Here is a 12,323-nt window from a genome sequence, read left to right as displayed (position 1 = left end):
GACCAGTTCAGGCCGACCAGACGCACAGGCTTTCGACGAATCCGGTCGTCTGCCTCAACGCCATGCCGAACAGCACTTTCATGGAAAGGCATGTCTGAATGGCGGCGTTGCTATAAGTCTGCTGGCGGCCACGCCTGCCCGTAGGTGTAGCCTCCCAGCTCATCTCGGGGTCGAACCAGATCATCAGCGAACCTCGGCGCTTGAGCGCTTCGTTATAGGCTGGCCAGTTTCTTGTTTTGTAGGTTGGGGGTGCCGGTCTGCTCATGCACCCCAGCTACCATGCTGGATTCACGAGATGAATCCCCAACCGGATTTGTGCAACAAAGCCGTTCGGGACTGTCATCCGCGTATCGCCCGATGCGTTTACCAATAAGGCGACCGGAGCAACGTACTATCAGGCGGAGGTGCTTCCCGACGAGGGAGAGATCGCGCGGCTGGGGGGTCTGGTGCTGTTGCCCGGAATGCCGGTGGAGGCTTATTTGAGAACGGAAGATCGGACGCCGTTGGGCTATCTTGTGAAGCCGTTGGCGGACTACTTCAATCGGGCATTTCGTGAGTGATGTTCGTTCTTCTGCGAAACCAATAATTGATATTCACCGTATCGATTCCAGCGGTATAGCCAAGATACATGGGGCATTCAATGGTGCCCACTCGTATCTTCTTGCCATAACTGTAGAAGAGAAATCCGCGTTCAACCCAAAGGTTAAAATATCGTTAACATCCCCGAAGATTGAAGGAAATAGTCAGTGCATAGTGACATTTCCGAAAAAATTATATCTTGGCAAGAAAACGCCTTGGCAATCAAAAGTTAATTGAGTTTTATACGGAGACGACTTGGATACACACAGTAGCGCTAGCCTGCAGAATCGTGACTTGTTTGCCTAAGGTCGTGTTTTTGGAAACGGGGCTCAATCAAGCTGGCATAGTCGCCCTCGCTCGATATATTCGAAGGGTTTTCTGTTGCGTTAGTGGCGCTCAACGACGACTTTGGGGTTGAACATTGATCGAGGTTTTCATGGCGCGACGCGACCCCTTCAAACATCATCGTTTCCCGAATGAGGTCATCTTGCTGGCGGTGCGCTGGTACTGCCGATACCCGCTGTCTTACCGGGATGTGCGCGACTTGTTGGCTGAACGCAGGGTCACTGTTGATGCCGCGACGATCTATCGTTGGGTTCAAAAGTTCGGACCTGAGATCCGCAAACGAGCTTATGGCCGTCATCGGTCGTGGCGCGGCATGCAGTGGCATTTGGACGAAACCTATGTGCGCGTGAACGGCCGGTGGTGCTATCCGCTGCCCGGCAGGGTATTGCGCAGCAATGTCCCGAGAGGGTTGGCGGGCCGTCGACCAAAACGGCCGAGTGATCGATTTCCGGCTTACGGCACGGCGGAACGCCAACGCAGCAAGGGCATTTATGCGCCAGGCCAGCGACACGGTGCGGTGTTACAAGCCCATGACGATTATCACCGACAAGGCACACAGCTATGCAAAAGTCATCAGGGAGATGAACTTCAGCTCTGGGCCTGACGACGCAATCCTGCACGTCGATCGGAAGCACCTTAACAATCGTATCGAAGGCGATCATGGAGCGTTGAAACAACTGCTCAAGCCCAAACGAGGGTTCCGAAGTTTGACCGCCGCCAAATATACCCTGAAAGGAATCGAAACCCACCGAGCCATCAAGAAAGGCCACTTTGCAAACACCGAACTCGGCGTCCTCAACGAAGTCAGGTTCGTGGCAGAGCTATTCAACAGCGCTGCATGAACATCACCCGAGGATGTGACCGTCGTCGCCGTCCGGCGGAGCTAACGCAACAGAGCCCATCAGACCTATTACAGAGTCCGTGGATATGTACGTCCCAGGAAAGGGGACATTTGACCTCCATGCTCTTTGCGCAACAAAGCCCCTTGGCTGCAAACATCCGGTATCGCGGCCGTCAGAGCCTACTGCGTCTCTTCGTCGATAGCATCGGAATCAAGGTTGAGGGTGGAAGATACACCTACAAGCATCGCGGCACCGTGCTCCGCATACCCGTCGTAAAAACCGTAGAACAAACCTATGTAACGGAAGGGGCGCTCAATCAGAGAAGACATGTGCGACAAAGCCGCTTGCCTAACCATTACTTCTAGCGCACCCTACATACGCCTGCAAAAGACTAGACCTTTCGAACAACTGGTGGTGAAATTCTTGTATGACTTTCTTTTTAGAAAATAGTTGGCGCAATCTAAAAGTGATCGGCATTGCAGTAAGCGTTATCTTCGTGGTTTCTTCGACTGCGGCAATTTCTCAAGAGAAACCGAAGACTTGGCAGCTATCCTTGTCTATGGAAATAACAGAAGCGGAAATTTGCGAAGCAGCTTTCGCGCATTTTGACAATTATTGCGAATACTTCTCGTTTGTTGATCCTAGGCTGCACCAAGATAGCACGCCATGGAGTCGAGGAGGTATCCAATATGCTTGGTACGATTTTGATCTCGACGGAAAACTAGATCTTTTTGTAAGAAACTTAAGCGCAGACCGGTGTGGGACTTTAGGGTGCGAAAATTCAATCATATTTGGCAGTTCATATGATTCCGAGAATCCAACGGCTAATAATAAAAAAGTTTCGGTCGCATGGTCTATAGAAGCAGTTATTCTTCACTATGACACACTTGGAACAGCGGTGTCTTTCGGGAGCAACGACGCGAAGTTCCCGATAAGAGAACTAAATGGCAACTAAGGCTGCTGGAGGGCAGTATAGCAACTTTAGAAGAGACTCAATCGTTCGTAGACGGTTTGGCTACGAAGGGCCTATCGACGTTTATACGTGCGGTAGGCCTGAGAGAGAGCAATAATGATTACGCCTTTATAAGCTCAATTAGAGTTGGCGCATACCAGTTTGAACGAATTGCACTAGAAGATATAGGGTGGATCGAACCAGGTGGAGGTAGCGATCCGACGTCGTGGTCTTGGACCGGCAAACATGGTGTAACAAGCCTATCTGAATATCTCGACCCCAACTCAACATATTTGCAAGATCTCTCATTTATCGAATGGTCACAAAGACAGTGGCAGCTTCTTCGCGCTACCGATCTAGAGGCCTATGGTGATCAAACCCTTGATGAGACAGAGCTTACAGTAAGCGGTCTAGTTGCAGGTTCGCATTTGATTGGTTCGGGCACTATTCGAGGGACTTATTTGAGTACTGGCGGCGATACCGATCCTGTAGATGGCAACGGTACACCCGTCACTGAATATATCGATCTGTTTGGAGATTTTGATCTCCAAAATTTATCAGGGCTCGACTCCAGAATAGTAGAGCTTCTTCCGCAAGGATTCACTACGTACTTTACTACAAATCCACAGTCTAGCTATGAGATAACGGGAGGTTCGGGCCAAGATATTCTGTCAGGATTTGGCGGTGAAGATTCGTTATCTGGAAATTCAGGTGACGATATTCTTATTGGCGGAGCTGGTTCTGATCTTCTGGACGGGGGAGATGACATTGACTTTGTTTCCTTTGGACAAGAACAAGCCGTTGATGTTGATCTGCTTCGAGGCGTTGGAATTGGAGGGGAGGCAGAAGGCGACACGTATATATCGATCGAAGGGGTGGTGGGAACCAGCCAAAATGATAGATTTATATCCTCCGGAACAACAACCGAATATTTTGCTGGCGGCAATGGTGATGATACCTTCGTTCTAGAAGGTGGCGTGGGAACTGCAGTCATCTGGGGTGGGTTTGGTAACGATCATATTATCTTCAACGGCGACGGTCATAGCTCTTACGGCATTCTGGTCGTACAAGTAGACAACCTGACATTAGAAAACTTTCACGGCTTCAGGCTGGAAGATATCAACGTCGGCGCAGGATTCGACTGGTCACAAATCTCAGCTGTTGTGATAAATCCCGATGGCAATGACTATCTTTCATGGTCTGTGTCAGACCCAGATAACGCTATTCCGATATGGGGCTACGATACGGATCTGACGATTGGCGGTGACAACGGTGATATCGGCGTCGGTGGGCGCCCACCTGATCCGGTCAGCCCAATGTTCGACGAAGGTGGCCACTATGATGCAAGCTTTCTTGGGGGCGGTATAAACTCCATTTACACCGCGAACCCGTATCAACCTATCTACTGGACGCGAGAGTATCTCGTGCTGGAGGGCGAAGAGTCCTTCGATGGTGAACCCTTACCGGAAGACCGGTACGAGGACCGTTGGCAGGCATCTACAACCCCCTATGCTTCCGTCTCCTATCCTTCGCAGTTCTTTCCCGGTGGAACGGAGGTCATAGACTACTACTGGGTAGAGAGATCCGGTGTCGACGAAGATTCCTATACCTTTGTCGATGCAGGAACTGTCCCGACGTTCGACACCGCGCCAGGCATCTTTATCGCCGGTGGAGAGCTGGTCCAGCAGCCGAACGGCCTTTGGACTGTTTCAGCGGGTGGACCAAGAACAATTACCGGATCGGTGAATGAGAACCCGATCGACGAACCTACGGATGTCGAACCTCAAATATATACCGGAACTGGCGACGCAGACACAATCACTACAGGGAGCGAGGACGACTCTATCGACGGTGGTGACGGCGACGATGTTGTCGATGCTGGCGATGGGCAAGATTCTGTCGATGGTGGGTCTGGCAATGATCGACTTTCGGGGGGACAGGGTAATGATGTCTTGGCTGGAGGCGAAGGGGCAGATGTTCTTATAGGTGGGGTTGGCTCGGACTCCCTGATAGGCGGCGGTGGTGCTGATACAATCGTCTTCGACACCTTGTTTGGAAACGACATCATCTTCGACCTGTCGACGTCAGATAGTGATGTGATCGACCTTACAGCAATCGACGGGCTTTTCTCCACAAACCAACTTCTGCTCGAAGAAATCGATGGTGAAACGATCTCTACCGGCTCTGGCACGGCAACGGTCATCCGCCTGGATCTCGACCAGGACGGTGTTGCAGACGACGGCCAGTCGATTACCGTACTCGGCGTCACAGCTTCCGAGCTGTCGGCAGGTGTCTTCAGCTTCGCTGTAGACACCACACCAACATCTGTTCCCACTCAGGTTGGTACCGTCGGCGACGACACGATCACCGGAACAAACGATGACGACGTCATCGACGCCGGTGCTGGAAACGACACGATCGTCGGCAACCAGGGCGATGACTACATCATCTACTCTGGCGGAGACGATGTCATCGGTCGGTCCAACCGCGGCAACGACACGCTCGACCTATCCAGCTATGCGGCGTCCGATGTGACCTTCTCAGTCGACGGTCACGACGTCCTGATCGAAACCCTCGATGGCACGGTCAAGCTGGAATATCAGGTCCGCTACGAGCTCGGAGACGCCCAGTCGAACATCGAGGAGATCGTGTTCGCGGACGGGGTCCTCGATGAGACCGCGATCCAGGCTCGGGCCCTGTCGGATCAAGGCACGGCCGGGAACGACATGGTCACGGGCAGCTATCAGAATGACACGATCAACGCAGGCCTGGGCGACGATACGATCCGGGCCAACAGCGGCGATGATGTCGTCGTCTATGAAGGTGGAAACGACTTCGTCCATCGCTCGAACGGTGGCTTCGATACGCTCGATCTGTCGGTCTATGCCGCGTCCGAGGTCTCGTTCTCGGTGAGTGGTCATAATGTCCTGGTCGCAACGCCGGACGGAACGATCGAACTGGACTATCAGGTCCGGTATGCGGTCGGGGATACCAGGTCGAATATCGAGCAGATCGTCTTCTCGGACGACACCCTCGACGAGGCGGGGATCCACGGGCGAGCGATTTCCGATCAGGGAACGACCGGCGACGACGTGGTCACGGGAAGTTATCAGAACGACACGATCAACGCCGGCCTGGGCAACGATGAGGTCAGAGCCTACTCGGGAGACGACTTCATCTTCTACAGCGGCGGTGATGACGTGATCCATCGGACCAACGCCGGCTTCGATACGCTGGATCTGTCGACCTATCAGGCCGCCGATGTGTCGTTCTCTGTGGACGGGCACGATGTCCTGATCCAGACCGCCGACGGGACGATCGAGCTGGATTACCAGGTCCGTTACGACCTAGGGGACAGTCGGCTGAACATCGAGGAGATCGTGTTCGCGGATGGTGTTCTGGACGAAGTCGGGATCCGCGATCGAGTGGATACGGACATGTTCATGGTCTGATTGAGATCTTACCAGGTGCCCGGAGCGAAGGTGATCGCTCCGGGCACCTGCAGGCCCTCAAGATCGCCCAATATATTACATAACCCTGATTTTGCGTTAAGCCATTTGTCGCCGCAAATTTAGAATGTCCCACATCGGAAAAGCGCACTTAATCAATACGGGTACTACTTTGCGGGAACGCAGACATTTCAACTTGGTTGCAACACTCTTTTCACGTGAACTAATACAGGTTCACTCAAAGCCCTCATTTTCTGCCTGTCACATCCTCTGAAACTTCCTGACGAAGGGCTGGCCCATTTGCCAACCGTCGACCAAGCGCGGCGACGAAGGCGTTATACCGCTCACCTGCCTGTGCCTGAGCTGCAGCACGTGCTGGCTCAGGCAGCGGGGGATTGGTCGTCAGCCAGAAACGCACGAACAGCGCGAGGGTTTCGACCGAGATACTGACATCGCGTTCCAGTCGGACCATCCGGCGGTCGATCTGGTCGAGACGCTTCGTAGTTGCCGCTTCCTGTCGTTCGGAGGCATCAGGTGACAGGAAAGAAGCAATCGCGGCTTCGGCGACAAGCGACCGAGAATGATCCCGTCTGGCTGCGTAATCGGCCAGCGTCACCATGATGTCTGGGTCTAGGTAGACGGACAGGCGCTGTTTTTTTTGCTGTTTCATTTCCATATCCTCACATGTCGATGCCGTCGTCGGGATCCATCGAGGCCTGGCGCGCAAGCTGGCGGGCCTGTTGATCAAGCTGCCTCAATTGAACGGTCTGATCTTTCGGTGGCGTCTTGAGGCCGGGCTCAAACTCGTTCTCGATAGGTTTTTCTTTCTCAATTTCTTGGGTTCGGTCCAGTTCTGGTTGCCGACGCTGTTCGTTGGGATCGTCGGCCGTTGCGCTTTCGTCTGCCGTCTGTATCTCGGGATTGGCGATTTCTGGCGACTTGAGTGGAACAATCCGGCTCCAGTCGTCGTTCGCTGGTGCGTCAGTCTTGTGTGGCGTCGCTGGCGGCAGAACGCGGGCGTGCAATTGATCATCGTTGAAGTACCGCGCCTTTTGCGCCCGGATCGGCGGCGTTCCCGCCACCATGACAATCTCATCTGTGGGTGGAAGCTGCATCACCTCGCCGGGGGTGAGGAGGGGGCGTGGCGTTTCTTGTCGGCTGACCATCAGATGGCCGAGCCAGGGGGACAGGCGATGACCGGCATAGTTCTTCATCGCGCGCATTTCTGTTGCGGTGCCCAGGGCATCGGACACGCGCTTTGCCGTCCGCTCGTCATTGGTAGCAAAGCTTACGCGCACATGACAGTTGTCGAGGATCGAGTTGTTCGGCCCGTAAGCCTTTTCGATCTGGTTCAACGATTGGGCGATTAGGAAGCTCTTGATGCCATAACCGGCCATGAACGCAAGCGCGCTTTCGAAGAAGTCCAGCCGACCAAGCGCTGGGAACTCGTCCAACATCAAGAGGAGGCGATGCTTTCGATCCTTACCCGCCAGATCCTCAGTCAATCGGCGGCCAATCTGGTTCAGGATCAGACGGATCAGCGGCTTGGTGCGGTTGATGTCAGACGGTGGCACGACGAGGTAAAGCGAGACCGGGGCAGAACCCTGAACAAGATTGGCAATCCGCCAGTCGCAGCGGCGGGTGACCTTGGCCACGACGGGATCGCTGTACAGACTGAGAAACGACATCGCGGTCGACAAGACACCAGACCGCTCGTTGGGCGATTTGTTCAGCAGCTCTCGCGCGGCACCTGCAACGACGGGATGCGGTCCATCGTTCCCGAGATGGGCGGTGGTCTTCATTGTCTCGAGCGTGGTTTCGATAGGGTGCTGTGGGTCGGACAGGAACTTTGCTACGCCGGCGAGTGTCTTGTCGGCCTCAGCGTAGAGGACATGCAGGATCGTGCCAACCAACAGCGCGTGGCTGGTCTTTTCCCAGTGGTTACGCTTTTCGAGCGAGCCTTCTGGATCGACAAGAATGTCAGCAATGTTCTGGACGTCACGCACTTCCCATTCTCCCCGGCGAACTTCCAGCAGCGGATTGTAGGCCGAAGACTTCGCGTTGGTCGGATCGAACAGCAGAACGCGGCCGTGTTTCGCGCGGAAGCCCGACGTGAGCTGCCAGTTCTCGCCCTTGATGTCATGCACGATGGCTGATCCGGGCCAGGTCAGAAGCGACGGAATGACCAGCCCAACCCCCTTGCCGGATCGCGTGGGTGCAAAGCAAAGCACGTGTTCTGGCCCGTCATGCCGCAGATAGGCGTGGTCGCGCTTTCCGAGGATCACGCCATCCGGATCGAACAGTCCTGCGTTCCGAATGTCGCGCTCGTCGGCCCATCGCGCAGATCCGTAGGTGTCCACGTTTTGGGCTTCGCGCGCCCGCAAGACCGACATGAAGATCGCAGCTCCGACGGATAAAAAACCGCCCGACGCCGCGATCAGGGCACCTTCGATAAAGATCGGCGGCGCATAGGCGTCATAGGCATACCACCACCAGAAGAAGGCGGGTGGATAATAGACGGGCATTCCGAGCAGTTCAAACCACGGCTGTCCCAACTGTGGCTGAAAGCCGAGCCGCATAGCCGTCCACTGTGTCGCGGCCCAGGTCGTGGTGAGCACGATCAGGGACACGATGATGATCTGGCCCCAAAGGATTTTCGTCGCTGACATGATCTTTCCCTTTCCTGGCCATGGTTGCCGCTAGAGCGCGATGCCCCGGTTGCGCCCAAAGTCCCAATCGACGCCGCCATTGCCGCGGGCAACACCGCTGATGTGTTTGCCGAGGTGTTTCTCGATGGACGGAGTCCACGGCACGAGTTGGAAGCCGAGCCCGTCATTGATCATGGCAAAGCGTCCAGACGCGAGCGCGATGCGGCGCTGGTAGGTGCCGGTGACATAGTCCCCGGTCTTTGAGGGCGTATGCGGACGACCGATCTCCGTGGAGAGTTTCTCTCCGACGGATTTGAGTTCTTGGTTGCGCAACGTGTTCAGCAGGTCGCGGTTGAAGATCACGCGCTGACCCTGACGTTTTGCCAGCCCTTCCGCGATTAGGTGATCAGCGCGGCGTTCGAGCGCGTCGCGGACATTTGCACCGAACCCACGTCCACACGCGGATTGTAGATGCCGGTCGACCAGTCGAGGACGCCTGGCACCTTCCAGCGTGTATCACCGGTGCCATTGCCCGCGATGCGCTGCACGGCGGAGACCAGTTCGTGGTCGTAGATGCGGCCATAGTCCGGACCGGTGACGGCACGCAGTTCCGTGCGCCCGTTTGCGACCTCCATGGTCTTGATCTGCTCGGCGCGGTGGTTGGTCAGCCCGTATTGCAGGTTGATGCCTGCCAGCGGTGCGGGTAGCTCTCGCAAGTAGGCGGCAGGCGCGCCGACAATGCTGGACAGCTGCCCAAAACTCCAATGCGTCGGCGCGATGGGCTCGTCGGTCCCGGGTAGGACCAGCCCCAGTTTCTCGGGGTCATCGCGATGCGCCTCGACCCGGATCGCGGCACTCTCCACAGTCCGTGTTCGGCTCTGCTCAGCGCGGGTTTTCACAGACGCGAAGAGGTCGTCGAGTGACAGGTATCGCTCATCATCGGGGCGCGAGAACCACTCCGATGACACGCGATCCACGTTTTCACCGCGCGACACATCAACCTTGTAACCGCCACTGGCGTCACGCCCGGAATCGATAATCTGGGTATTCATTGGGTATCTCCCGCGACGGGCGGCCGGGAGCCTCTCTCTCGACCTCCAAACCCGTCACGGGAACAGCCTCCACTCTCTCACTCCGATGGTTTTCCGGATCAAACGCTTCTTAATGGGGCTCTGTTACTTGGGACGGTCGTCCGATGCTTGTATACATATTTCGGACAAGTCACTTCCATCATGTCCGAAATCATGCTACAGATTTCGGACATGAACCAAGCATCAACAGATCTAAAGAGCGATATCCTGACACGGATCGCGAATGGCACGCCGCGTGGCGTGTGGACACCGCGGGATTTTTTGGATCTCGGCGAGCGTGATGCCGTGGACAAAGTGCTGCAGCGACTGACGCGGGCAGGGGCTCTGCGCCGGGTGGACCGTGGCCTCTACGATCAACCGTCGACCAATCGCCTGACCCAGAAAGACAGCCCGGCAGATCCCCGCGAAGTGATTGATGCCATCGCACGCCGAGATCAGATACGCGTCCTTGTCGATGGGATGACGGCCGCCAACGATCTCGGTCTCACCAATGCTGTTCCGGCCAAGATTCTGGTGCATACCGATGCCCGGTTGAAATCGATTTCGCTCGGCCAACTCGACATCGTGTTCAAACCGACAGCTGCCAGCAAGCTGTATTGGGCCGGGCGGCCGGCCATGCGAATTGTGCAGGCCCTGCATTGGCTACGGGATACAATGGGGCAGGTTGACGAGGATCAGGTGCTGATCCGCCGCCTGACGGCGCTTCTCAATGACCCAACGAACGGCAAGCGCCTTCGTGACGATCTCGAGGACGGACTGATGAAATTGCCGAGTTGGATGCAGAGCCTACTACGTCCAATTTTAGCAGAGCAGGCGGGTGCTGCGTGAATCCCGCGTTCGACCGTATCATCTCGGCGGATGGAGAGACGCGCCTTGGCCTCTTCACGACGACAGCACAGCGCTTGGGCACCACACCGCAGAATGTCGAAAAGGACTTTTGGGTCTGCTGGACCCTCGACGCGCTGTTCAATGGATTACCGGACGGACCAAGGCTTCTGTTCAAAGGCGGCACATCCTTGTCAAAGGGCTTTGGGCTGATCCGCCGCTTCTCGGAGGATATCGACGTCACAGTGTTCCGGGACGATTTGGGAGAAGCCGCAACGATTGGAGAGCTTGAGGCCTTGAGCGGTAAGAAACGTGGCAAAGCGCTGGATGCCATCAAGGGGGCCTGTGAAGCCTATATCCAAGGCGAGTTCTTTGGTGGGCTCAATGAGATTGTTTCTGCCGTCGTCAGACGAAACGGTCTGGATATGGCCCGGTTCTTTGTCGAGCCCGATCCAGAAGACAGCCAGGCGCTGTACCTGCGCTATCCGACCGCGACACCGGTCGATGCCTACATCGCCAAGGCCGTGAAAATCGAGTCCGGTGCAAAATCGGCGCTTGATCCCAATTCTGTGCGCAACATCAGTCCCTATATCGAGGAAGACGTTCCGGATATCGATCTGACCGTTGGTAACGTCACTATTGTCGACGCGGAGCGGACATTTTGGGACAAGATCGTGATCCTGCATGGCCTGCGCCGCTGGTTCGACATCCGTGGAGAACTGAAAGGAGGCGGTCAGCGCGTGTCGCGGCACTACTACGACACCTATCAACTTCTAGGATCGGACCTTGGTGAGAGGGCTTTGGCGGATCGCGCGCTTGGTGCCGATTGCGTCGCCCACGCGCGCATGTTTTTCAACCGCCCGGCCTTTGATCTCGCAACGGCAGTTGCGCCGTCATTTTCGATCAGCCCCATTGGGAAAATGCTCGATGACCTGCGCCGCGACTACCGCGCCATGTCGGGCATGATCTTCGGACAAGCGCCGCCATTCGATGCGGTGATAGAGCGGGTTGCTGATTTGGAGAGAAGGCTCAACACAACGCCGACGGAGTCGAAGGGCGCTTTGGATGGAAATTCATGATTTTTGCAACAAACAAGCCCGACCATGAAAGCAAGGCGTTTAGGTTGGTGCATAAATCAGGTGCGCAATACTTCTACATGATCTAGGGTATTCTTATGCTTATCGGTTACGCCAGAGTCTCCAGCCAGGGACAGTCCCTTGATCGCCAGATCGGGGTAGCGTCCACGGACGTGGTGTAATTTGTTCTCCGGCTGGGTGCTGAGCCGGTTTACAGGGCGGCGATTTTCGCCAGGTCCATGGTGTTATCCTCGCAGACGGTGGCGACGGTTTCCAGCGTCATGTAACGGCGCGTGACCGCCCATTCGTCATTTTGCTCCAGCATCAGGGCACCGACGAGACGTTTGATGGCTGGCTCGTTGGGGAAAATACCGACGACATTGGTGCGACGCTTGATTTCTTTGTTCAGGCGCTCAAGCGGATTGGTTGAGTGGATTTGCCGCCAGTGAGCCTGCGGGAAAGTCTTGTAGGCCAGCACGTCGTCTTCGGCGCGCACCATCAGCTCGGCGAGCTTGG

At 55.7% G+C, this 12,323-nt stretch carries 9 protein-coding genes and 3 pseudogenes; 6 read left to right on the top strand and 6 right to left on the bottom strand.

The window, feature by feature from the left end:
* Positions 1-265, bottom strand: a pseudogene (locus tag BMY38_RS17805) (transposase); the annotation flags it as partial.
* A 34-nt stretch (positions 266-299) separates the two neighbouring features.
* Between BMY38_RS17805 and BMY38_RS18785 the strand changes: the two are divergent.
* The 4 genes and pseudogenes from BMY38_RS18785 (at position 300) to BMY38_RS17790 (ending at position 6,170) form a co-directional block, all read left to right on the top strand.
* A complete protein-coding gene (locus tag BMY38_RS18785) occupies positions 300-560 on the top strand; it encodes a beta-barrel domain-containing protein (RefSeq protein ID WP_483867452.1) in 261 nt (86 codons plus the stop codon).
* A 455-nt stretch (positions 561-1,015) separates the two neighbouring features.
* Positions 1,016-1,766: pseudogene (locus BMY38_RS18770) on the top strand (IS6 family transposase).
* Between the two features lie 427 nt (positions 1,767-2,193).
* On the top strand, positions 2,194-2,721 hold the full coding sequence (locus BMY38_RS18000) for a hypothetical protein (RefSeq protein ID WP_139204743.1): 528 nt from the start codon (positions 2,194-2,196) through the stop codon (positions 2,719-2,721).
* 290 nt (positions 2,722-3,011) lie between these two features.
* The gene (locus BMY38_RS17790; protein ID WP_139204742.1) at positions 3,012-6,170 is read left to right on the top strand and encodes a calcium-binding protein; all 3,159 of its coding nucleotides are present in this window, start codon (positions 3,012-3,014) and stop codon (positions 6,168-6,170) included.
* Positions 6,171-6,414: 244 nt separating this feature from the next.
* Here BMY38_RS17790 and BMY38_RS17785 read toward each other — a convergent pair whose 3' ends face one another.
* The 4 genes and pseudogenes from BMY38_RS17785 to BMY38_RS17770 all read right to left on the bottom strand — a co-directional run.
* A complete protein-coding gene (locus BMY38_RS17785; protein ID WP_092765397.1) occupies positions 6,415-6,837 on the bottom strand; it encodes a CopG family transcriptional regulator in 423 nt (140 codons plus the stop codon).
* A gap of 10 nt (positions 6,838-6,847) precedes the next feature.
* Positions 6,848-8,836, bottom strand: coding sequence for a conjugal transfer protein TraG (locus tag BMY38_RS17780; RefSeq protein WP_092765388.1), 1,989 nt, complete (start codon positions 8,834-8,836; stop codon positions 6,848-6,850).
* 30 nt (positions 8,837-8,866) lie between these two features.
* On the bottom strand, positions 8,867-9,301 hold the full coding sequence (locus BMY38_RS17775; protein WP_342707793.1) for a DUF3363 domain-containing protein: 435 nt from the start codon (positions 9,299-9,301) through the stop codon (positions 8,867-8,869).
* Positions 9,265-9,867: pseudogene (locus BMY38_RS17770) on the bottom strand (DUF932 domain-containing protein); the annotation flags it as partial. The gene BMY38_RS17775 and the pseudogene BMY38_RS17770, both read right to left, overlap by 37 nt.
* A gap of 180 nt (positions 9,868-10,047) precedes the next feature.
* Here BMY38_RS17770 and BMY38_RS17765 point away from each other — a divergent pair.
* Positions 10,048-10,734: a DUF6088 family protein gene (locus BMY38_RS17765; RefSeq protein ID WP_245737684.1), complete on the top strand. Its 687-nt coding sequence runs from the start codon at positions 10,048-10,050 to the stop codon at positions 10,732-10,734.
* The gene (locus BMY38_RS17760; RefSeq protein WP_092765384.1) at positions 10,731-11,810 is read left to right on the top strand and encodes a nucleotidyl transferase AbiEii/AbiGii toxin family protein; all 1,080 of its coding nucleotides are present in this window, start codon (positions 10,731-10,733) and stop codon (positions 11,808-11,810) included. The genes BMY38_RS17765 and BMY38_RS17760 overlap by 4 nt, the downstream gene beginning before the upstream one ends.
* A 208-nt stretch (positions 11,811-12,018) precedes the next feature.
* Here BMY38_RS17760 and BMY38_RS17755 read toward each other — a convergent pair.
* Positions 12,019-12,323: transposase (locus BMY38_RS17755; protein WP_175495869.1), on the bottom strand; the 305-nt coding region annotated here is incomplete at its 5' end.

This window comes from Jannaschia helgolandensis, from assembly GCF_900109285.1.
In the GTDB taxonomy this organism is placed as follows: domain Bacteria; phylum Pseudomonadota; class Alphaproteobacteria; order Rhodobacterales; family Rhodobacteraceae; genus Jannaschia; species Jannaschia helgolandensis.
This window is presented reverse-complemented; position numbering and strand designations above follow the sequence as displayed.